Source organism: Streptomyces sp. NPDC056883, from assembly GCF_042788835.1.
Taxonomy (GTDB): Bacteria; Actinomycetota; Actinomycetes; order Streptomycetales; family Streptomycetaceae; genus Streptomyces; species Streptomyces stoeckheimensis.
This window is the reverse complement of sequence record NZ_JBHUBS010000006.1, coordinates 57,485-78,439: the sequence shown is the minus strand read 5'-3', so window position 1 is coordinate 78,439 and position 20,955 is coordinate 57,485. Positions and strand designations below refer to the sequence as shown.

Sequence of the window (20,955 nt, the reverse complement as noted above, 5' to 3'; positions counted from 1 at the left end):
CGCTGCCGGGTCGCCCGAGTACGTCCAGTACGCGGGAGACCCGGCAGCGCGGCGAGGCACGGCACCGGACGACGCGGGCCTGACCGGCAAGATCCGAAAGAGACGACCTAGGTGCGGGGGGTGTCGTCCGCCTGGAGGGCGCTGTGGATCCCGGTGACGACCACGGTGATCAGGCAGAGGGCGATGATGGTCTCGGCCCACAGGAAGGCGAACCAGTCCAGCACGCAGCCGATCGGGGGCGAGCCGGGAGCGTTGTTGCGGAACGCCGACAGGGCGAAGAGGGTGGCGGCCATCCACCCGAGGGCGGGCCAGGGCAGGCCCTGCCGGTGAGTCGTCAGGTACCAGGCTCCCAGGAGCACGGACGCCGCCAGTGCCCACATCACGATCATCATGAAGGCGGCGAAGGCGAGGAGACTGCCGGACCGGGACACCTTCACCCCCAGGCCGGCCTCGTCCCCGGAGGCCGTCGGTGTCGCGGAGGCGGTGAAGAGCGTGTCGTTGTTGGAGAACAGCAGCCGCACCGGCACCTCCTTCCCGCCGAGTTGTGCCCAGAACTCCAGGTCGGTCTCGTAGGAGTCGAAGGGGTAGTCGCTGATCGATCCCTCGGTGACCGCGACCTGCAGGTCCTTGGTCGTGATCCGCTCGTGCGCCTTGAACTCCAGGTCGCCGAGGGTCTGCGCGGAGGTCTGGAGGGTGAGGTTCGCCACCGGGGCGGATCCCTCCTCCTCGCCGAAGGCCCCGCGCGGGGTGACCCGGACCCGGAGGGACAGTTCTCTGGCCGAGGCGTCGACGCGTTGGATGGCGGCCTCCACGTCCACCCGGTCGCGTGCCGCGGATCCGACCGTGGTCACCCTGTCGATCACCTGCCGCTCGGTGAACTGCAGCCACGATCCCACGGCCACCGCCACCAGGATCAGGACCGCGATGGGAAGCAGGACGCGCAGCATCGACGTCACGGAGCGGCGCGGGCGGGCTGGGTCCGAGGGTGGGGCCATGATGACTCCGGCGAGATCAGTGGGGGGCTCGTCCGGCCGGGGCAGGGCAGCGGCCGCGGTGCGATCTTCGTCGACCGGGTCGGGGATCCACCGCATCCGGGCGAGCGTGTCGCCGCCGGCCGGATCCCTTCGTTGTGCGTCCGAGGGCCACCCGTTATCGTGGATATGTGCGTTCCGCCCAGATTGCCCGGTTATCGCCCGGTGGGGGACAGCCGTAGTTCGGCAGAGGAACGGGATCACATGGCTGAGCAGAGCTTCCACCTCGCTGTGCCGGTTGCAGGCGTCACGTTGGCCCTCCTGGCAGCCCTCGGTCCGGCCGCGGCGAGTGCCGCTCCACCGCCCACCGACACCGCCGGTGTCACCGGGCCCGGTACGGCGGCTGCGTCGCGGTTCGTGCCCGGCCCCTGTCCCGAGCCGCCCGAACCGATCGAAGCGCTGGCCACCGCCCGGTGCGGCGTCCTCGAAGTCCCCGAGAACCGCGAGCGCCCCGACGGCCGGACCATCGGGCTTGCCGTCGCGGTCATCCCGGCCGTCTCGGCGAAGCCCGCCCCGGACCCCGTGGTGTTCATGGCGGGCGGACCCGGCGGCGAGGTGTTCGACGACATCCCGTTCCTGGTCTCCTCCGGCCTGAACCGGGACCGCGCACTGGTCGTCATGGCCCAGCGCGGCAACCTCTACGACAAGCCCAACCTCGCCTGCCCCGAACTGGACCGCTTCCACGCCAAGGCCGTGGGCCTCCCCTCGTACACGCCGCAGACGGAAAAGCTCATGGCCGACGCGGTGAAACAGTGCAGGGACCGCCTGGCGGCCGACGGGACCGACCTGAGCGCCTACAACAGCACCGAGAACGCCGCCGACTTCGCCGACCTGCGCACCGCACTGGGCTTCAAGGAGTGGAACGTCTACGGCCACTCCTACGGCAGCAACCTGGCCCTGACGTACCTGCGCCTGCACCCCCAGGGGATCCGCGCGGTGGCGCTCGACTCGGCCGCCCCCGCACAGTACGTCTCCCTGCCGTTCGCCTGGGCCAACGCCCGGGAGGGACTGGACAACCTGTACAAGGCCTGCGCGGCCGAACCCCGCTGCAAGGCCCGGTACCCGGACCTCGAACGCACCCTGAACGAGCAGGTGCAGAAGCTTGAGGCGCATCCACTGACGCTGAACGTCACCCCGCCGCAAGGCGGTGACCCGGTGAAGGTCGTCCTGGACGGCGGCGCGCTGGTGAACCTGCTGGTCGCCAAGGCGATCCCGTTCGCCGACTTCCCGGCCGCGATCGACGAACTCAGCCGGGGAAACCCCGAGCGCCTGGCCAAGGCCCGCGCCGCCGGTTCGGCCGCGGTGGAAGGCCAGAGCGCACACGGTCTGACCCAGTCGGTGGTCTGCAGCGAATGGCTGCCGGGCCACTCGACGTCCGACGTGCTGAAGGCGGGCCGCGAAGCGTTCCCCGCATGGCCCGAGTCGGTCCAGGCGCAGGCGCCCCAACTGCCCTTCCAGGACCCGCTGTGCCGGATCTGGAACGTCCCGGACCGCACGGCCGACGTGCGGGTGCCCACCGTCAGTTCGGTGCCGGTCCTCTTCATCAACGGGACGTTCGACATGAAGACCGGGGCCAGCTGGGCTCCCAAGACGGCCCGTACGTTGTCCCATGCGACCACCGTGCAAGTGCCCGGGATCGGGCACTGGGTGGTCCCGCAATCGCCCTGCGCCCAGAAGGTGCTGGCGTCCTTCCTCAACGATCCGACCGCTCCCGACACGGGCTGCGTGGCGGGGCTGAGGTGGGAACCGTTCACGATCACCCCGAAATGACGGGGAGGAATGATGGCACGGTCACACGCAGGACGCCTGCGCACCGGACCCGCCGCGGCGGCGACCGGGGTGCTGCTCGCCGGTCTGTTCGCGGCGCCGGTGAGCGCGCAGGAGGAGACGCCTTCGGCGACCGGCACGGTTGCCCGCACCGTGGGTGATGCCACGTTCAAGCCGGGTCCCTGCCCGAAGACGGCGGATCCGGTCGCCGAGATCGAAGGAGCCCGCTGCGGCACGCTCACCGTGCCGGAGAACCGCACGAAGCCGGACGGCCGAAAGATCACCCTCGGTGTCGCGATCGTTGCGGCCGAGGCGGCACAACCGAAGCCCGATCCGATCGTGTGGCTCGCCGGCGGACCCGGCGACGATGCGGTCGGCGAGGCGAAGATGGCGATCGACGGCGGCCTGAACCGCGACCGCGACGTGATCTTCATGTCCCAGCGCGGCACCTACTCGGCCGACCCGGCCCTCCTCTGCCGCAACGTCGACGAGTTCAACGCGCGCGCGACCGGTCTCGTCTACGACGCGCCGTCCACCGAGCGCGAGCACGTCGCTGCCACCAAGGCCTGCCGCGACGACCTGGCGGCGAGCGGGGCCGACCTCAGCGCCTACAACGACATCGAGAGCGCCGCGGACTACGCGGACCTGCGCACCGCGCTGGACCTCAAGGAATGGAACCTGTTCGGCATCTCCTACGGCACCCAGCTGGCACTCGTCACCATGCGCCTGCACCCCGAGGGAATCCGGTCGGTCGGCATCGACGGCATCCTGCCGCCGTCCACCGGAGGTTCGGCCGTGACCTGGAGCGCCGCCAAGCAGGGCTTCGACGGCGTGTTCAAGGCCTGCGCGGAGCAGCCGGACTGCAACCGCCGCTATCCGAACCTGTCGGCCACCTTCGAACGCCTCGTCCGCGAACTCGAAGCCAAGCCCGTCACCACCACCATCACGCTCCCCGACAGCCAGAAGCAGGTGAAGGTCACCCTGGACGGCGGAGCCCTGGTCAACTGGATGACCGCCGCCACCCACGTGGCGGAGCAGGTACCCGCAGCCCTCGACGAACTGGACAACGGCAAGCCCCAGCGGATCGCCGAGCAGTGGGCGGGCGGCAAGTACAGCCCCCAGGCCATCGGCCGGCTGTCCCACGGGCTCGTCTACGGAGTCTTCTGCAGCGAGTGGACCCCGTACGAGACCCAGGCCGAAGCGCTCGCCGCAGGCAAGAAGACCTACCCGTCGTTCCCCGAATCGGTGCAGGCCCAGGCCCCGCTGCTGACGTTCCTCCGTCCTGACTGCGACGTCTGGAACGTCCCCGCGGCGCCCGCCTCCATCCGGGACGTCACCGAGAGCAACATCCCCACCCTCGCCATCTCCGGAGGGTTCGACGCCCAGACCGCAGCGTCCAACGGAGCGTACGTGGCGCGCACCCTGCCCAACGCCACCGTCGTCACGATCCCCTACGTGGCCCACGTGGTCTTCGCCGCGTCGAAGTGCGCGCAGGACATCACGGTCTCCTTCTTCGACAACCCCAAGGCGCCGAACACCGAGTGCCTCAAGGACCTCAAGGCCCCGACGTTCGAGATCCTCCCCGACGCGAGCTGATTCCCCGCAAGGGAAGAAGGTGGTGACCGTGAACCGGATGGCGTTGTGGTGCGCCGCCGGGGGCACCGTGATCGTGGCTCTCCTGGCCGGTGCCGCGAACCCGCAGGCATACGCCTCGACGGGCGACGACCGCGAAAAGCGCAGCGCAGACGTTCTCCAGCAGCTGGTGCCTTCCCCCGACGGCCCGGGCTGTGCGGCGGCCGTCGGCACGCGGGGGAGCATCGTCTGGGAGGCGGGCAGAGGCAAAGCCGATCTGACGACCGGCCGCCCCATCACCTCGAAGACGGTCTTCGACATGGCCTCCAACTCCAAGCAGTTCACCGCGGACGCCATCCTGCTGCTGGCCGGCCAACACCGACTCGCACTGAGCGACCCCCTCTCCGATTTCCTCGACGACCCGCCCGCCTGGGCGCGGAACGTCACCCTGGGCGACCTGATGCGTCACACCAGCGGCATCACCGACTACCAGGACCTGCTTGAGGCCAAGGGCATCCAGGTCACGGACCCGGCCGGCCAGAAGGAGGCGATCGCGGCCATCCTCGCCTCACAGCCGGAAGAACCTCCGGGCAAGCGCTTCTCCTACTCCAACTCCAACTACGTCCTCCTGGCGCACGTCGTCGAGAGGGTCACCGGCACACCGTTCCCGACCTTCGTTCAGCAGCAGTTCTTCACCCCGCTGCACCTGGCCATGACGTTGTCCCCGGCGGTGGACGTCCCCGGAAAGGCGAAGTCGTACGACGCGAAGGACGGCTCGTTCACTCCCAATTCCTCCCCCTGGAAGCAGTACGGAGACGGGTCCGTCCAAACCACCCCCGGGGAATTCGTCCGCTGGGCCGACAATTACCGCACCGGTCGCATCGGCGGAAAGGAACTGCTGGCCGGTGTCACCGCGGGTGCGGTGAGCGTGGGCGACGTCCTGCGCGAGCGCGGCATCGCAGAAGGGCAGTACGGGGCCGGCATCCTCGTCCTCCCCGACAAGAGCCTGGTCCACCGAGGCGACTGGGAGGGCTTCCACAGCACCTTCAAGGTCAGCCCGGACCGCAACACCGCGGTCTCCGTCGTGTGCAACGTGGATTCGCCCGATCACTTCCGTGCGGCGAACCAACTGCTGGACATCTGGAGCTGACCGCGGATGCGAATCGTTGTAGGCTCCGCAGACCGCCCTTGACCTGCGTGAAGCAGGCAGGGAGCAGACACATCGGGAGTTTTGCATGCTTCGCACCATGTTCAAGTCCAAGATCCACCGGGCCACCGTCACCCAGGCCGACCTGCACTACGTCGGGTCCGTGACCGTCGACGCCGATCTCCTCGACGCGGCGGACCTGCTGCCCGGCGAGCTCGTGCACATCGTGGACATCACCAACGGGGCCCGGCTCGAGACGTACGTCATCAAGGGCGAGCGCGGCTCGGGGGTCATCGGGATCAACGGGGCCGCCGCGCACCTCGTGCACCCCGGTGACCTGGTCATCCTCATCAGCTACGGGCAGATGGAAGACGCCGAGGCGCGCGTGTTCGAGCCGCGTGTCGTCCATGTCGACGGCGACAATCGCATCATCGAGCTGGGTGTGGACCCCTCCGCCCCGGTTCCGGGAACGGACCAGGAGCGCAGCCCCCACGCGGTGGCTGTCTGACGGGAGTGGGGGACGATGTCGCAGACCGGGTCGAGTGAATCGATCAAGATCGTGGACGACCGTGCGGCCGGGCGGCTGCAGGCCCTCGAGGACGGGGCGGTGGTCGGACACATCGCCTACTTCGTGCTCGCCGAGGACCCCCACGCCCTCGTGGCGGTCCACACCATCGTCGAGCCGGGGCAGGAGGGCCGGGGCATCGCCGGGAAGCTGGTGAAGGCCTTCTACGGGATCGCGGCCGACGAGGGCGTACCCGTCGTCCCGCTCTGCCCGTATGCCGCCGCCTGGGCCGCCAAACACCCCGAGCAGGCGCCCGAGGCGCCGGCCGGGGTGGTGGCCGCCGCCAAGGCGCAGCTCGCCTCGGACTCCGACCTGTGGTGACGCCGCCCGCGTAGTCCAGTGGGCGCGGCGTCCGGTGGGCGCGGCGTCCGGTGGGCCCGGCGTCCGATGGGCGCAGCGGCCGGGATCGAGGGAGGCTGGAGGCATGACACAGCCTCCCGTCCCCGTCCCCGACCCGGTCCCGGTGCCGAATCCGTTCCCGGATCCGGCGCCGCTGCCCCGGCCCGAGCCGCCGACACCCGGTCCGGTCCCCGAACCCGACCCCGTACCGCCGCCGCCCGGCCCCGCGCCCCAGCCGCCGCCGGAGCCGCTGAGCTGACGCGCGGCCGCCGGGCCGTACGCGTCAGGCCGTACGGACTTCGGAGCGGTCTCCGCTCCACAGCGTGTGGTACGAGCCCTCGCGGTCGGTGCGCCGGTAGGTGTGCGCTCCGAAGAAGTCGCGCTGGCCCTGGGTCAGGGCAGCCGGGAGCCGCTCCGAGCGCAGGGCGTCGTAGTACGCCAGCGAGGCCGCGAAGGCCGGTACGGGGATGCCCTGGCGGACCGCCGCCACCAGTACCTCGCGCCAGTCCTCCTGCGCGGCGCCGATCTCGTCGGCGAAGCCGGCGTCCGCCAGCAGGCTCGGCAGCTCCGGCCGGGCGTCGTAGGCGGCCCGGATCCGGTCCAGGAACGCGGCGCGGATGATGCAGCCGCCGCGCCACAGCGAGGCCACGGCGCCCGGGTCCACGCCCCAGCCGTACTCCTCGCTGCCGGCCTGGATCTGGTGGAAGCCCTGCGTGTAGGAGACGATCTTCGAGGCGTACAGGGCCTGCTCCACCTGGGCCGCGAAGGCGTCGGCCGCCCCTGCGGACAGCGGCGCGGCCTGCGGTCCCGCAAGACCCCGCGCGGCCGTGCGCAGCTCGCCGTGGCCCGACACCGCGCGGGCGAAGACCGCCTCGGCGATCCCGGAGACCGGCACGCCCAGGTCGAGGGCGATCTGCACGGTCCAGCGGCCGGTGCCCTTCTGCTCGGCGGCGTCGGCGACCACGTCCACGAACGGCAGACCGGTCGCGGCGTCCGTGTGCGCGAGCACCTCGGCGGTGATCTCGATCAGGTACGAGTCCAGCCGGCCCTTGTTCCAGGCGCGGAAGGTCTCGGCGATCTTCGCGGGGGAGTAGCCGGCCACCTCGCGCAGCAGGTGGTAGGCCTCCGCGATCAGCTGCATGTCGGCGTACTCGATGCCGTTGTGCACCATCTTCACGAAGTGCCCGGCGCCGTCGGGGCCCACGTGCGAGGTGCAGGGCGTGCCGTCGGCGGCCTTGGCGGAGATCTTCTCCAGCAGCGGGCCGAGCGAGGCGTACGACTCCTCGGATCCGCCGGGCATGATGCTGGGGCCGAGCAGCGCGCCCTCCTCGCCGCCCGAGATGCCCACGCCCACGAAGTGCAGGCCCTGCTCGCGCAGCTCCTTCTCGCGGCGGCGGGTGTCCTCGAAGTGGGCGTTCCCGCCGTCGATGATCACGTCGCCCGGCTCCAGCAGCGGAGCGAACTCGCGGATCACCGCGTCGGTCGGCTCGCCGGCCTTCACCATGATGATCAGACGGCGCGGGCGCTCCAGCGCGTCCACGAACTCCTTCGCGCTCCCGGCGGCCACGAAGGAGCCCTCGTGTCCGAACTCCTCCACGAGCGCCGTGGTCTTGGCGGTGGTGCGGTTGTGGACGGCGACGGTGAACCCGTTGCGGGCGAAGTTGCGGGCGAGGTTGCTGCCCATCACCGCGAGTCCGGTGACTCCGATCTGGGCCGTGCTGGTGGTCATGTGCGTGCGCTCCTGATGCGTCGACAGTGCATTCGATGTGCGGAGGAATGCAGGAACACCGACGCTACCCCGACGGAGATCCTTACCGGTGTCCTACATTCGGCGGGAAACCAACTTCCGCTCGAATGCGTTCTGTTGTGCGCCTTGTCATGCTCCGGTCGTGGCGCTACGTTGCGGGGTTCCTGATGTCTTCGATGGGGGCTCCCATGGGTGTACGGGGCCGGCACCGCCGGTATCAGCCGAGCAGCATCAACCGTGCCTCGCTCGTCGTCACTGCCGGCGGAGCCGGGATCGCGCTGCCCCTGATCGGAGCGGGAGCGGCACACGCCGCCTCGGTGGACACCTGGAACAAGGTCGCCGCCTGCGAATCCACGAGCAACTGGCACATCAACACCGGCAACGGCTACTACGGCGGACTCCAGTTCAGCCAGAGCACCTGGCGCGCCTTCGGCGGAACCGCGTACGCCGCCCGCGCCGATCTGGCCACCAAGGAACAGCAGATCGCCGTGGCCGAGAAGGTGCTGAAGGGTCAGGGACCGCAGGCCTGGCCGGTCTGCGGGAAGCAGGCCGGACTCAGCCGCAGCGGCCCCGCGCCCGCTCTCGGCGCTCAGGGCAAGGCGACGGCCCCCGCGAAGGCGGCTCCGAAGGCCGTGGCGCCGGCCGCTCCCAAGGCGGCTCCGCAGGCCGCTCCCCAGGGCACGACGCCCCGCCCGACCGGGACGTCCGTCCTGCCCAACCCCTACGTCGTCGCCCCCGGGGACTCGCTGTCGGCGATCGCCACCGAGCAGCACGTCGAGGGCGGCTGGCAGTCCCTGTACGAGACCAACCGGGCCGTCGTGGGCGGCGATCCGGACCTGATCTTCCCCGGCCAGCGGCTCACCCTGCGCGTAACCGCCGCACCGGCCGCACCGCCCGCACCGAATCCGGAGAAGCCGCCGCGCACGGCCGAACCCGTGAAGCCCGTGGCACCGGCGAAGCCCGCCGGGCAGGCCGGCGCGAAACCGGCCGAAAAACCTGCCGAGAAGCCCGCGGAAAAGCCGCAGACGCCCTCCGGAGCCTTCAGCGCCCCGATCGACGCGCGCCTGGGCACCGCCTACCACGTCGCGGGCTCGTCCTGGTCGAGCGGCTACCACACGGGCATCGACTTCCCGGTGGCCACCGGCACCACCGTCAAGGCCGTCGGCAGCGGGGAGGTCGTCTCAGCGGGCTGGGCCGGTGCGTACGGGTACCAGGTCGTCATCCGGCACGCCGACGGCCGGTACTCCCAGTACGCGCACCTCTCGGCGCTCTCGGTCAAGGCCGGCGCGGCGGTCACCGGCGGACAGCGGATCGGCCGTTCCGGCTCGACGGGGAACGTGACCGGTCCGCACCTGCACTTCGAGATGCGCACCGGACCCGGCTACGGCACCGACATCGACCCGCTGAAATACCTGCGGGCCCACGGAGTCGCCATCTGAAGCCGGTACCGACGCGACGGGCACGTGCCCGTCGCGGTCCCGGGGTGCGAGGGTGAGCAGGACGAGCCCGGTCGCTGCCGCCGCCGCGCTCACCAGCGCCGCGGCGACACCGGCCGCCCCGTATCGGAAGCCCTCGTCGAACAGGGCGATGCCCACCGCCGCCGCGACGACCGGGTTGGCCACCGTCACGGTGGCCAACGGGGCGGTCAGCCCGGCGCCGCGGTAGGCCGCCTGCGACAGCAGCAGCCCGGTGGAGGCCAGCGCGGCGATCGCGGTCAGCTCCGGCCACAGGGTGACCAGCGCGTCCGGGGCGAAGCTCTCCGCCACCGACTTCGTGAACACCGAGGCCATCCCGAAGGCGGCCCCGGCCGCCGTGGCCAGCAGCACGCTGTGCACGGTCACCCGCCGCACCCGGCGCGCGGCCAGGAACAGCACGGACACCAGGGCCCCGGTCGCCGTCAGGAGCAGGCTCTGCTCCCCGCCCGACAGGGACTGCTCGGCCCGCCCGCCCCCGCCCGTCAGGGCCAGCAGCCCGGCCAGCCCGGCCGTGGCCAGGACGGCCCCGCGCCAGGCGGCGGCCCCCGCACGGCGCCGTACGAACACGGCCGCCATCGGGAGCGCGAAGACGATGGTGAGGGCTCCGAGCGGCTGCACCAGGCTCAGCGGCCCGTACGCGAGCGCCACCACGTGCAGCAGGGCCCCGAGGCCGTTCAGCGCGATCGCGGCGTACCAGGCGGGCCGGCGCACCGGGGCGTAGGACCCGCCCGTCGCACCGGACGCGACCCGCTCCTGGACGATCGCTCCGGCCGCATACGCCACGGCGGACACCAGGCACAGCAGGACCGAAAACGCTAGGGCACTCATAAAAGTCACAATGCCCGAGTCCGGAGAGCTATTCCTCCCCCTAGAGGCGGGGACGGGTACGCCTTGGGGCGTACTCCGAACGCAGTAGCCGCGAGCGGAGGAGCGCGTTTGTCTTCCCGCCCGGGGGATCCGTACACTAGCCCTTTTGGGGACTTCCGCAGCCGGCGGACGCGGACGACTGATCAAGGAACGACAGCGGTATGACGGTGACCGAAGACAGCCAGGAGCAGGGCCACGCCTTCGGGCCCGGCATCGACCCCGACCGCCTGGCCCTCTGCCTGAGCGTGCTCGACGAGCTCGACAAGCTCGACGTCGACCACCCGGACGCGATCACCGTGCGCCGCGCCACCGCCGGCCTGTACCGCACGGTCAAGCAGCGCCGCCGCCAGGATCGCCGCGCCGCCAAGACCGCCAACGACAAGGCCGTCACCGAGGCGACCGCGACCGGCTCCGCCGAGCGCATCGACGACGAGACCGAGGGCCTGCTGCCCTCCTCGGTCACGGAGGCCGGACGGATCGCCGGAATACTCCAGCGCCCGCGCTCCTGCTACGTCTGCAAGACGCGCTACGTCGAGGTCGACTACTTCTACCACCAGCTCTGCCAGGCCTGCGCCACCGTGAACCGGACCAAGCGGGAGGCCCGCGCCGACCTCACCGGCAAGCGCGCGCTGCTCACCGGCGGCCGGGCCAAGATCGGCATGTACATCGCGCTGCGGCTGCTGCGCGACGGCGCGCACACCACGATCACCACCCGCTTCCCCAAGGACGCCATCCGCCGCTTCAAGGCGATGGAGGACTCGGCGGAGTGGATGCACCGACTGGAGGTCGTCGGCATCGACCTGCGCGACCCGGCCCAGTCCGTGGCCCTCGCCGACCAGGTGGCCGCGGCCGGCCCGCTCGACATCCTGATCAACAACGCGACGCAGACCGTACGCCGCCTGCCCAGCGCCTACGCGGCGCTGGTCGAGGGGGAGAGCGCCCCGCTGCCGGCGGGCGAGCTCCCGGCCCACCACGTCATCGGGGCCTTCAACTCCGGCGCGGTCGACGGCCTGGCCGCGCTGCCCATCGGCGTGAGCGGGCTCGAGGCGCAGAAGGTCGCCGACCTTGCACTGGTCGCGGGCAACGCCAGCCTGGAGAGGCACCTCGCCGGCACCGCCATCGACGCGGGCGGCCTGCTGCCCGACGTCGTCGACAGCAACACGTGGGTGCAGACCATCGACCAGATCTCCCCGGTGGAGCTGCTCGAGACCCAGCTGTGCAACTACACCTCGCCGTTCATCCTGATCAGCGCGCTCCGGCCGTCCATGGCCGAGGCGGCCCGGGCGTCGGACGGCGGGCGGGCGTACGTCGTGAACGTCTCGGCGATGGAGGGCGTCTTCAGCCGCGGGTACAAGGGTGCGGGGCACCCCAACACCAACGCCGCCAAGGCCGCGATGAACATGGTGACCCGGACCAGCGGCCAGGAGATGTTCCAGACCGACCGGATCCTGATGACCTCGGTCGACACCGGCTGGATCACGGACGAGCGCCCGCACTTCGACAAGCTGCGCCTCGCCGAGGAGGGCTTCCACGCCCCCCTCGACCTGGTCGACGGCGCGGCCCGGGTCTACGACCCGATCGTCCGAGGCGAGCTCGGCGAGGACCTGTACGGGATCTTCCTCAAGGACTACGCACCCGCGAACTGGTAGGTCGCGCACCCGGTTCGCCGGGTCCGGCTCATCTGAGCGCCTCCGGTCCCTCTTCGCGGAGGGCCGGGGGCGCTCTGTTTTTGAGGCGATTCAGGCGGTTCAGGTGTTTCGGGCGGTTCAGGCTGTGCGGCCGTAGGCCCCCGCCGCGACCAGTTCCAGCACCGGGCGCCAGTCCTCCAGTACGCCTGCGTCCAGGCCCGGGGACCGGCCGGCCTCCGCCGCGTGACCGAGCGACTCCGCGTCGGGGTCGGGGCCGGGAGCAGGTGCCCCGGGCCCGTGGAGCCGTAGGAGCCGGGCCACCCGCTCGCCCAGCAGGGGGCGGATCGTCTCCGCCGGGTGGTCGATCAGCAGCCCCGCGACCTGCAGTTCCTTGTCGAAGGGGTGCGACCGGCGCAGCAGCGCGGCGACCCGCAGGCCGTGGCCGTCGCCGTGCCCGCCCCGCAGCAGGTCCATCAGTTCCCCGACGCTTCCGACGACCACCGGCACCTCGGACTTCGCCACTGTCGTTCCTTCCGTCGCCCGACCGCGTATCACCCGTATGGCGCCGTCGAGCAGATCAGTCGTAGGCGACGCGCCGACGTGCGAGGTGATGAACTCGTGGCGAAAACAAGCTGTCCGGAGTGGATTTTACTATTCCATCGAGCGGGGGTGCGCTCATATGTGTACTCTGATCGCCATGAGAGCCCCACACAGGCCCTCGCTCCACCAAGGCGCCACCGCGTCCGGATACCTTCCCTTCCCGCACCGGCGCGCGGTTCGCCCGCCGGGTTACGCGACACAAAGGAGTGCGCGGTGACACCAGAACTGACGACGACAGACCAGGCGCCAAGGGAACGGACGGGGTCGCGGAGCAGCAAGCGCCCCGAGACGCTCGGCAACCTGGAGGTCTGGGCCCGGTCCGCTCCCATCCGCCTCGCCGGCTATGAGGACGACCTCGCCGAGCCGCACATCCTGCCCGGCATCGACTAGACCCGTACGATGCGGTCCGCCCGCCGTCCCGGTGACGAACCGGAACGGCGGGCGGCGGCGTGCAGGGTCAGTCCCTACCCCCGGGACGGCCCTGATATGGCGATGTCTCCCGGCCCCTGACGGACCGTCGGGCGCCGTCCGTGAGATCCTCGACCACGCTCGACGGGGCCCGGAAGTTCCCGCGACCGGTACGCCGAGGGCGTCATCGCTGTGGGCGATCAAGGGTTCCGCGCACCCCCGGTCCGGGGCAGGCTGACCTGCATGAAGCTGCTGATGCTGGGTGGAACCGAATTCGTCGGGCGCGCGATCACCGAAGACGCCCTGAGTCGCGGGTGGGACGTCACCGTCTTCCACCGCGGCCACCACGCGCCCCCGCCGGGGACCACGGCCCTGCACGGGGACCGCACCGCTCCCGGAGGCCTGGACTCCCTCGCCGAGGGGGAGTGGGACCTCGTCGTCGACACCTGGGGCGGCGCCCCCACCGCCGTGCGCGACAGCGCCCGGCTGCTGGCCGGGCGGGTCGGACGGTACGTGTACATCTCCAGCCGCTCGGTGCACGCGTACCCCGCCCCGGCGGGCATGGGCGAGGACGGCCCGCTCGTCGACGGCTCGCCCGACGCGGACTCCGTCGCCTACGCCGAGGACAAGCGCGGCGCCGAGATCGCCGCCGTGGACGCCTTCGGCGACCGTGCCCTGCTGGTGCGCGCCGGGCTCATCCTCGGCCCGTACGAGAACGTCGGCCGGCTGCCGTGGTGGCTGAACCGCACGGCACGCGGCGGCCCGCTGCCCGCCCCCGGGCCGCGTGACCTTCCGCTCCAGTACGTGGACGTGCGCGATCTCGCGCACTGGACCCTGGACGCCGCCGAGGCCGGGCACGGCGGCCCCTACAACCTGGTCTCGCCGACCGGCCACGCCACGATGGGCAGCTTCCTGGAAGCCTGCGCGAAGGTGACCGGCGGCGGCGCCGAGCTCCGCTGGACCGATCCGGCCCGGATCGAGGAGGCGGGCATACAGGCCTGGACCGAGCTGCCGGGCTGGATGCCCGAGGGCGAACTGCACGACTACATGTACGGCGCGGACGTGACGAAGGCGCTCGCTGCGGGCCTGAAGTGCCGCCCCGTCGAGGAGACCGTCGCCGACACCTGGGCCTGGCTCCAGGAGCTCGACTGCATCGCCCCGCAGCGCCCCGACCGGCCCGCCCCGGGCATGAGCGCGGAACAGGAGGCGGTGCTCCTGGGGCTCTGACCGCCCCGCATCCCGGATCAGCCGACCCGGTCGACAGGACACCTCTAGAGCCTGTCGCGGGCGGCCTCCTCCAGCCGTGTCGGTGGCAGGTACTCCCGTACGAAGCTGCGGTGCCACCACGCACCCGTCTCGCGCAGCTCCCGCCACGTGGTGAAGCGGTAGCGGTACAGCCGCGCCCGGACGTAGCGCGGCGGTGCGTCCGGGAAGGGGTTGTGGCGGAGCAGCTTCAGGGTGTCCCGGTCGCCCGACAGCAGGCGCTCCACGAAGGGCCCGAACCAGTCGCGGGCGTAGCCGGGGGAGAGCGCCGCGAACCACATGAGCCAGTCGAGGCGCAGGTGGTACGGGGCGAACTGGCGCGGGATCCGGCGGACGTCACCCGGCTTGCCCCTGAAGCCGTACTCCCGCCACGCGCCGTCCTCCCGGGGCTGCCGGTCCGCGGTGCCCTCCACCACCACCTCCTCGCGGATCCGGCCCACCGTGCCGAAGGCCCCGTAGGTGTTGACCAGGCGGAGGGGGTCGAAGGACCGGTTCATGACCTGGCGGCGCGAGACCATGTTGGCCACCGGATGCCGGCTCAGCACGAGCACCAGCGCGGTGAGCGCGCACACCAGCACCACGTACCAGAGCGGCCCCTGCCGGGAGGCGGCCGGCGGCGGGGCGCCCGCGAGCGCGCCGAAGTCGAAGGCCGGCAGGGCCGCCGTGATCGTGATCCAGTTCAGCCAGGCGAAGTTCCCCGACACCACCAGCCACAGCTGGGTCGCCACGATGATCCCGGCGGCGTACGAGGCCACTGGCTGCGGGGTGAACAGCAGGACGGGCACGACCAGTTGGGTCACGTGGTTGGCGGCGCACTCCACCCGGTGCAGCGGCTTCGGCAGATGGTGGAAGAACCAGCTCAGCGGGCCGGGCATCGGCTGCGTCTCGTGATGGAAGTACAGGCAGGTGAGCCGGCGCCAGCAGGGGTCGCCCCGCATCTTGATGAGCCCCGCGCCGAACTCCACCCGGAAGACCACCCAGCGCAGCAGCCACAGCACCAGCACCGGCGGCCCGGCCCGCGCGTTGCCGAGGAAGACGGCCAGGAAGCCGACCTCCAGCAGCAGGGACTCCCAGCCGAAGGAGTACCAGGTCTGCCCCACGTTCACGATCGACAGGTACAGCAGCCACAGCAGGGCCCACATCGCCATCGCCGCGCCGAGCGGCACCGCGTCCCCGGCCCCCGCGGCGAGCGCCGCCGCCAGGGCCGCCCCGGCCCAGGCGCAGGAGGCGAAGAACCGGTCCGAATAGTGCAGGTGGAACAGGCTCGGGGCGCGCCGGAAGGGCACGTACCGCAGGTGGCGCGGCACGGGCAGCATGCCGTGCGCCCCGATCAGTGCCCGGAACTGCAGGGCGGCCCCGGCGAAGGCGACGAGGTAGACACCGGCCAGGGCCCGCTGGAAGATCAGCCGTCCCAGCCAGTATCCGGGCGCCGTGAACCAGTCCATCCCCTCCAGTATCGGGCCGGCCGGGCGCCCGTGGCGAGCCGTCGCACGTACCGTCCGAGCCGCCGGGCGTAGGCCTGCTGGAGGAGGGGGACGACCGGTCCCGCCAGGCGGGTGTACCAGCTTGCCGGGCGGCTGAAGGCGGTCACCTCGAACCACACCGAGCCGTCGGCCTCCATGTCCACCACGAAGGACTCCTCGCCGCACTCGGGATGCCCGCCGAGCGTCCCGTACGCGAAACCGGTCCGCCGGGGCTCGTACGCGGTCCAGATCACCTCGCACGGGGCGTCGATCCGCACCGGGCCGATCCCGATCCCGACCACGACCCGGTCGCCGGGCCGGACGGGGAAGGCTCCGGCCGTGACGAGCATGCCCGAGGCGCGGTGCGCCCGGAAGGTGGTGACGGCGGCCCCGGCGGCGTCCAGTGCTGCCTGCCCGTGCCCGATCCGGGTGCGGTGGTGGGTGAAGTTGTACCCGGCGGGCAGCGGCCGCCGGGCCGTGGCGCCCTGGTCGGGGTAGTTGAAGGTGCTGCGGGCTTCGCTGAGCAGGCGGGTCATGCCGGGATCTCCGTTCGGTCGGGCAGGGCGGCGCATGCGGGTGCGGCCGCGGGTGCAGGTGCAGGTGCAGGCGCGGGCCGAGCGGCCGATGCGGTCAGGCGGCGCCAGGCGAGCAGGGAGCAGAGGCCGAAGCCGAGGGCGTTGCCGAGGCCGTGGGTCGCGGCCATCCAGGTCAGGGTGGGGTGCACGATCCCGGTGGCCTCGCCGAGCGCCCACCACAGGGCGAGCAGCATGGTGGCCACCAGGACGACCGCCGAGCACGCGAGCAGCGCACCGGTGATCCGGTCCCGGCCGCGGACCCCGGGGCGGACGTCGCGCCAGGTCAGCAGGGCCACCGCCCACATGCCGCCGGTCAGCGTCACCGCGCCCACCAGCTCGGCCCAGTCGTCGATGAAGTAGCCGAGGAGCACCAGCGCGGTCCCGGCCGGGACGCTGTACGCCGCCCAGCGCGCGAGGGCTCCGGCGGCGGAGGCCCGGCACACCAGACCGGCGACCAGGGCTGCGGTGAAACCGGCGAAGTGGAAGTGCGGCACGGTCAGGGCCAGGATGTCGAGGTCGAAGCCGAAGAGCCGGTGTCCGGCGCGTTCGGCGACCAGGGCGGTCCCGGCGACCGAGGGCGCCACCAGCGCGGTGAGCACGGCCACCTCGGCGGGGCCGGGACCCCGCCCGGGCGCGCCGGTACGGGTCAGGCTCCGCGCCGACCGGGCCGGCGCCCGAACCGCCGGGGCCGCGCCTCGTACCGCTGGAACCAAGCCCCGTACGACCGGAACGAAGCCCCGTACCGCCAGGGCCAGCGTGGCCGCCGCGTAGACCGTGGCGAGCGCCGTGGCAGGGACTCCCCGGGGCAGCCACAGGCAGACCGCTCCGGGGGCCGCGAACAGCGGCCAGAGCCGGGCCGTCCGCCCGAACCGGACCGGATCGATCAGGCGCAGGCCGGCCGGGACGACGTAGAGCATGCCCAAGGTGACGATCAGATTCACCAGTGCGGTCACAGCGGATCCCCCCTCCGGGAACGAACGCATTGAACGCGTTCAACTCACGGTCGTGAGCCTAGACGCCATCTTGAACATGTTCAAGATGGCGTCGGGTGCGTGATCTCCGGTTGCGGGCACCCCGTACATACGGCAGACAAGAGGGAGCAACCGGGGCGAAAAGGGAGATGAAACGTGTACGCACCGACACCCCGTCAGGCGCCGCGTCGTCACGCACCGGCCCGTGCGGCCCTCTTCACCGTCCTCGGACTCCTCGCCGCGGCCTGCGGGGCCACCGGCGACGAGGGACGGACCAAGGGCCCCGCCGCCGAGAGCCAGGACGTCCACCTCCAGCCCGTGGCCTCGGCGGGCCCCGACCCCTTCACCTCCTCCTCCGCCACCGCCGAATCCGCCCCCGTCCAGCCCCCGCTGCCCAACGCGACCGGCCAGGGCATCCGCACCGTCAACGCGGCCACCCCCGGCCTGTACGGCGGAACCCAGCGGCTCGGCAGCTGCGACGTGGAGGCGCAGGTCCAGTCCCTGACCGCCGACGACGCCAAGGCGCGCGCCTTCGCCGAGGCCTCCCAGGTGGAGCAGGAGAAGATCCCCGACTTCCTGCGCGGCCTCACCCCGGTCGTGCTGCGCGCCGACACCCGGGTGACCAACCACGGCTTCGTCGGCGGCAGGCCCAACGCCTTCCAGTCCGTCCTCCAGGCCGGCACCGCCGTCCTCGTGGACGACCACGGAATGCCCCGCGTCCGCTGCGCCTGCGGGAACCCGCTGCTCGCTCCGCGCGCCGCCAGGGGCGCACCGGTGCTCAAGGGGGACCCCTGGAGCGGCTACCAGCCCACCCAGGTCGTGGTCATCGAGCCGACCATGCAGGTGATCAACAACCTGGTCATCGTCAACATGGCCGACAACACCTGGATCGAGCGCACGGCCGGAGACGACGGAGCCCAGGACCGCGCCCCGCAGGCGCCGCCCCCGTACGACCCGGCCGACGGGATCCCCGCCGGGCCCGCGATCCCGCCCGGCACCTCGCCGACCGCACCGTGCCGGACCCCGGAGAACAACAGCCTCGCCCGCACCGAGCCGCCCACCGGCCCGCCCAGCCCCGGCCGCAGCCCCGCCCCGAACGCGGCCGACTGCCCGCCGAGCTCCCCGCAGACGGCTCCGAACACCCCCACCACCCCGACGGCCCCCGACCAGCCCTCCAAGGGCATCCCCTCCGGCCCGCCCACGGCCCCGCCGCCGGGCACCGACCAGCCCGCCGACATCCCCTCCGACCTGCCCGGGCAGACCCCGGGCGACCCGGGAACCCTGGTGGGCCCCGACGGGTCGTCGCCGCAGCCGAGCGATCCGTACGGGGACCCGTACGCGAACCCCGACACGGACCCGTACACGGACCCGTACGCCGACCCCTACTCCGTCCCCGAGCAGCAGCCCTCGGCCCCGTACGACGGCCAGTACCTGGAGAGCGCCTGACCGGCCCGTGTGTCATGGTGGACCGGTGCCGACCGCCGTATCACTGCCGGAGGACTGGCCCGCACATCCGGACCGGTCGCTCTCGCTGAACCGCATGGGCAGTTTCGACTGGGACCTGGTCACCGGTCTCATGCACATGGACTCCGCGGCCCTCGAGGTCTTCGACACGACCCCCGAGGAGTACGACGGCCGCCCCGAGTCGCTCTCGCCGCGCGTCCCGCCCGCCGAGGGTGCCCGGCTCGACGCACTCGTCTCCTCGGCCCTCAAGAGCGGGGTCGACAGCTACGGCGCCTACTTCCGGATCCGCTGCCACGACGGCACGCTGCGCTGGACGCACACCCAGGGCCGGGTCATGCGCGGCCCGGACGGCCGCCCGTACCGGATCATCGGCATCGTCCGCGACGCCACCGAGGAGCTCAGTCATTCGGCGGAGCGCCTCGGGCTGGACGAGGAGCGGCGCCGCCAGACGTCCGTGGTCGAGAGCACCACCGCCGCGCTCGCGCACGCCCGGACCGTCCAGGACGTCATCGACGCGCTCGGCGACGCCCACGGCCTGGAACGGCTCGGATCCATGGGCATGGTGATGGGACTGGTCGAAGCCGGCCGGATCCACCTCGTCGCCGAGGGCCCCGCGGGCAGCTTCGTCCCCGGCACCCGCTACACCCGCATCGACGAGCAGTACCCGATGAGCGAGGTGGTGCGCTCGCTCCAGCCGCGGTTCCTGGACTCCGCGGCCGAGTTCGCCGCCGGGTACCCCGGGCTCTGGGCGAAGATCTCGTCCATGCACATCTCGGCGGCCGCCTACCTGCCGCTGATCGCCCAGGCCCGCCCGATCGGTGCGATCGGCCTGCTCTACCGGGACAAGGACGGCTTCACCCAGGAGGAGCGGAACCTGCTCGTCGCGCTCGGCAGCAGCATCGCCCAGAGCCTGCAGCGGGCGATGCTGCTGGAGCAGGAGCACGATCTCGCGGAAGGGCTCCAGCAGGCGATGCTGCCGCGCCGGATCCCCTCGGTGCCGGGCGCCGAGATCGCCGTACGGTACCGCTCGGCCAAGATGGGCCAGGACATCGGCGGCGACTGGTACGACATCATCCCGCTGCCCGGCGGCCGGGTCGGCGCCGTCATCGGCGACGTCCAGGGCCACGACACCCACGCCGCGGCGGTCATGGGCCAGCTGCGGATCGTGCTGCGCGCCTACGCGGCCGAAGGGCACTCGCCGGCCACCGTCATGGCCCGGGCCTCCGTCTTCCTGCACGAGCTGGACACCGACCGCTTCGCCACCTGCACGTACGCCGAGGCCGACCTGTCGACCGGGGTGCTGCAACTGGTCCGGGCCGGCCACATCGACCCCCTGCTGCGCACCCGGGACGGGGGCTGCGAGCGCCTCGCGCTGGAGGGCGGGATGCCGCTGGGGCTGTCCGCGGAGTTCGGGCTGCTGGAGTATCCGGTGACCACGGTCGAGCTGGGACCGGGGGAAACGCTTCTGCTGTGCACGGACGGCCTGGTGGAACAACCCGGAGCCGACCTCGACGACGGCGTCCGGCTCCTCGCCTCCCTCGTCCGCACCGGACCGGCCGACCTGGCCCTGCTCGCCGACCGGCTGTGCGAGGTCGTGGACGACCGGGGCGGCGACGACGACATGGCGCTGCTGCTGCTCCGCCGCGAGGCCGAGGAGGTCCAGCAGGCCGGCGGCCGGCTCCAGCAGCACGTGGCCCCCGGCGATCCGGAGGCCCTCGTATCGGCCCGCCACATGATCGGCGCTGCGGTGCGGACCTGGGGCGCCCGGGAGCGGGCGGACGAGATCGAGCTGGTCGCCGACGAGCTCATCGTCAACGCCCTCATGCACACCGACGGTCCCGCCATCGTGACGCTGCGGGTCCTGACCGGCCCCGAACGCCGGCTCCGCGTGGAGGTCGAGGACCGCTCCAGCGCCCTGCCCCGCCGCAGGGAGGCGGGCGACTCCGGGGTCTCGGGACGCGGTCTGATGCTGGTGGACCGGCTGGCGGACGTCTGGGGCGTGGAATCGCGGGGGAGCGGCAAGTGCGTGTGGTGCGAGTTCACCATGCCGTGAGTCCGTACGGTCCGCCCACG

18 protein-coding genes and 1 pseudogene are annotated in these 20,955 nt (G+C 72.0%); 12 read left to right on the top strand and 7 right to left on the bottom strand.

What is annotated here, in order from left to right; genetic code table 11:
- Positions 1–107: 107 nt before the first annotated feature.
- A complete protein-coding gene (locus tag ACFRU2_RS17250; RefSeq protein ID WP_382972708.1) occupies positions 108–1,091 on the bottom strand; it encodes a DUF4436 family protein in 984 nt (327 codons plus the stop codon).
- A 144-nt stretch (positions 1,092–1,235) separates the two neighbouring features.
- On the opposite strand from ACFRU2_RS17250, the gene ACFRU2_RS17245 reads away from it, so the two are divergent.
- The 6 genes from ACFRU2_RS17245 (at position 1,236) to ACFRU2_RS17220 (ending at position 6,680) form a co-directional block, all read left to right on the top strand.
- Complete coding sequence (locus ACFRU2_RS17245; RefSeq protein ID WP_382972706.1) at positions 1,236–2,801, top strand: alpha/beta fold hydrolase; 1,566 nt, start codon at positions 1,236–1,238, stop codon at positions 2,799–2,801.
- A gap of 12 nt (positions 2,802–2,813) precedes the next feature.
- Positions 2,814–4,394: an alpha/beta fold hydrolase gene (locus tag ACFRU2_RS17240; protein ID WP_382972704.1), complete on the top strand. Its 1,581-nt coding sequence runs from the start codon at positions 2,814–2,816 to the stop codon at positions 4,392–4,394.
- A 22-nt stretch (positions 4,395–4,416) separates the two neighbouring features.
- Positions 4,417–5,520 (top strand): serine hydrolase domain-containing protein, encoded by a 1,104-nt coding sequence (locus ACFRU2_RS17235; RefSeq protein WP_382972702.1) that lies wholly within the window; start codon positions 4,417–4,419, stop codon positions 5,518–5,520.
- Between the two features lie 85 nt (positions 5,521–5,605).
- The gene (panD, locus tag ACFRU2_RS17230) at positions 5,606–6,025 is read left to right on the top strand and encodes an aspartate 1-decarboxylase (protein ID WP_382972700.1); all 420 of its coding nucleotides are present in this window, start codon (positions 5,606–5,608) and stop codon (positions 6,023–6,025) included.
- 15 nt (positions 6,026–6,040) lie between these two features.
- Entirely contained in the window at positions 6,041–6,403 is a 363-nt protein-coding gene (locus ACFRU2_RS17225) for a GNAT family N-acetyltransferase (protein WP_382972698.1), read from the top strand.
- Between the two features lie 103 nt (positions 6,404–6,506).
- Complete coding sequence (locus tag ACFRU2_RS17220; protein ID WP_382972696.1) at positions 6,507–6,680, top strand: hypothetical protein; 174 nt, start codon at positions 6,507–6,509, stop codon at positions 6,678–6,680.
- A gap of 24 nt (positions 6,681–6,704) precedes the next feature.
- On the opposite strand, the gene gndA is transcribed toward ACFRU2_RS17220, so the two are convergent.
- Positions 6,705–8,150, bottom strand: coding sequence for an NADP-dependent phosphogluconate dehydrogenase (gene gndA, locus ACFRU2_RS17215; RefSeq protein ID WP_382972694.1), 1,446 nt, complete (start codon positions 8,148–8,150; stop codon positions 6,705–6,707).
- Between the two features lie 206 nt (positions 8,151–8,356).
- On the opposite strand from gndA, the gene ACFRU2_RS17210 reads away from it, so the two are divergent.
- Positions 8,357–9,607 carry a transglycosylase family protein gene (locus ACFRU2_RS17210; RefSeq protein ID WP_382972692.1) on the top strand — a complete coding sequence of 417 codons (1,251 nt, stop codon included), beginning with the start codon at positions 8,357–8,359 and terminating at the stop codon, positions 9,605–9,607.
- A gap of 90 nt (positions 9,608–9,697) precedes the next feature.
- Here ACFRU2_RS17210 and ACFRU2_RS17205 read toward each other — a convergent pair.
- Positions 9,698–10,471 (bottom strand): annotated as a pseudogene (locus tag ACFRU2_RS17205) (DMT family transporter); the annotation flags it as partial.
- A gap of 200 nt (positions 10,472–10,671) precedes the next feature.
- On the opposite strand from ACFRU2_RS17205, the gene ACFRU2_RS17200 reads away from it, so the two are divergent.
- Positions 10,672–12,159: an SDR family NAD(P)-dependent oxidoreductase gene (locus ACFRU2_RS17200; protein ID WP_382972690.1), complete on the top strand. Its 1,488-nt coding sequence runs from the start codon at positions 10,672–10,674 to the stop codon at positions 12,157–12,159.
- A gap of 117 nt (positions 12,160–12,276) precedes the next feature.
- Here the strand turns inward: ACFRU2_RS17200 and ACFRU2_RS17195 are convergent, their stop codons facing one another.
- Positions 12,277–12,639 carry a hypothetical protein gene (locus tag ACFRU2_RS17195; protein WP_351439188.1) on the bottom strand — a complete coding sequence of 121 codons (363 nt, stop codon included), beginning with the start codon at positions 12,637–12,639 and terminating at the stop codon, positions 12,277–12,279.
- Positions 12,640–12,951: 312 nt separating this feature from the next.
- On the opposite strand from ACFRU2_RS17195, the gene ACFRU2_RS17190 reads away from it, so the two are divergent.
- Positions 12,952–13,128 carry a hypothetical protein gene (locus ACFRU2_RS17190; RefSeq protein WP_250741880.1) on the top strand — a complete coding sequence of 59 codons (177 nt, stop codon included), beginning with the start codon at positions 12,952–12,954 and terminating at the stop codon, positions 13,126–13,128.
- A gap of 261 nt (positions 13,129–13,389) precedes the next feature.
- Positions 13,390–14,373, top strand: coding sequence for an NAD-dependent epimerase/dehydratase family protein (locus ACFRU2_RS17185; protein ID WP_382972688.1), 984 nt, complete (start codon positions 13,390–13,392; stop codon positions 14,371–14,373).
- A 44-nt stretch (positions 14,374–14,417) separates the two neighbouring features.
- Here the strand turns inward: ACFRU2_RS17185 and ACFRU2_RS17180 are convergent, their stop codons facing one another.
- The 3 genes from ACFRU2_RS17180 to ACFRU2_RS17170 are packed head-to-tail and all read right to left on the bottom strand — an operon-like array spanning position 14,418 to position 17,400.
- Positions 14,418–15,854 (bottom strand): lipase maturation factor family protein, encoded by a 1,437-nt coding sequence (locus ACFRU2_RS17180; RefSeq protein WP_382972686.1) that lies wholly within the window; start codon positions 15,852–15,854, stop codon positions 14,418–14,420.
- Entirely contained in the window at positions 15,812–16,408 is a 597-nt protein-coding gene (locus ACFRU2_RS17175; protein ID WP_382972684.1) for a DUF1990 family protein, read from the bottom strand. The genes ACFRU2_RS17180 and ACFRU2_RS17175 overlap by 43 nt, the downstream gene beginning before the upstream one ends.
- Positions 16,405–17,400, bottom strand: coding sequence for a YndJ family protein (locus ACFRU2_RS17170; protein ID WP_382972682.1), 996 nt, complete (start codon positions 17,398–17,400; stop codon positions 16,405–16,407). The genes ACFRU2_RS17175 and ACFRU2_RS17170 overlap by 4 nt, the downstream gene beginning before the upstream one ends.
- Before the next feature lie 174 nt (positions 17,401–17,574).
- On the opposite strand from ACFRU2_RS17170, the gene ACFRU2_RS17165 reads away from it, so the two are divergent.
- Positions 17,575–18,864 carry a DUF6777 domain-containing protein gene (locus ACFRU2_RS17165; protein WP_382972680.1) on the top strand — a complete coding sequence of 430 codons (1,290 nt, stop codon included), beginning with the start codon at positions 17,575–17,577 and terminating at the stop codon, positions 18,862–18,864.
- Between the two features lie 7 nt (positions 18,865–18,871).
- A complete protein-coding gene (locus ACFRU2_RS17160) occupies positions 18,872–20,935 on the top strand; it encodes a SpoIIE family protein phosphatase (protein WP_382972678.1) in 2,064 nt (687 codons plus the stop codon).
- The last annotated feature ends 20 nt before the right edge of the window (positions 20,936–20,955 follow it).

What these genes read in the sequence shown, in the direction of transcription:
- ACFRU2_RS17250 (WP_382972708.1), bottom strand. Translation starts at nt 1,091, where the DNA reads ATGCGGTGGATCCCCGACCCGGTCGACGAAGATCGCACCGCGGCCGCT.
- ACFRU2_RS17245 (WP_382972706.1), top strand. Translation starts at nt 1,236, where the DNA reads ATGGCTGAGCAGAGCTTCCACCTCGCTGTGCCGGTTGCAGGCGTCACG.
- ACFRU2_RS17240 (WP_382972704.1), top strand. Translation starts at nt 2,814, where the DNA reads ATGGCACGGTCACACGCAGGACGCCTGCGCACCGGACCCGCCGCGGCG.
- panD (WP_382972700.1), top strand. Translation starts at nt 5,606, where the DNA reads ATGCTTCGCACCATGTTCAAGTCCAAGATCCACCGGGCCACCGTCACC.
- ACFRU2_RS17225 (WP_382972698.1), top strand. Translation starts at nt 6,041, where the DNA reads ATGTCGCAGACCGGGTCGAGTGAATCGATCAAGATCGTGGACGACCGT.
- ACFRU2_RS17220 (WP_382972696.1), top strand. Translation starts at nt 6,507, where the DNA reads ATGACACAGCCTCCCGTCCCCGTCCCCGACCCGGTCCCGGTGCCGAAT.
- gndA (WP_382972694.1), bottom strand. Translation starts at nt 8,150, where the DNA reads ATGACCACCAGCACGGCCCAGATCGGAGTCACCGGACTCGCGGTGATG.
- ACFRU2_RS17210 (WP_382972692.1), top strand. Translation starts at nt 8,357, where the DNA reads ATGGGTGTACGGGGCCGGCACCGCCGGTATCAGCCGAGCAGCATCAAC.
- ACFRU2_RS17200 (WP_382972690.1), top strand. Translation starts at nt 10,672, where the DNA reads ATGACGGTGACCGAAGACAGCCAGGAGCAGGGCCACGCCTTCGGGCCC.
- ACFRU2_RS17185 (WP_382972688.1), top strand. Translation starts at nt 13,390, where the DNA reads ATGAAGCTGCTGATGCTGGGTGGAACCGAATTCGTCGGGCGCGCGATC.
- ACFRU2_RS17180 (WP_382972686.1), bottom strand. Translation starts at nt 15,854, where the DNA reads ATGGACTGGTTCACGGCGCCCGGATACTGGCTGGGACGGCTGATCTTC.
- ACFRU2_RS17175 (WP_382972684.1), bottom strand. Translation starts at nt 16,408, where the DNA reads ATGACCCGCCTGCTCAGCGAAGCCCGCAGCACCTTCAACTACCCCGAC.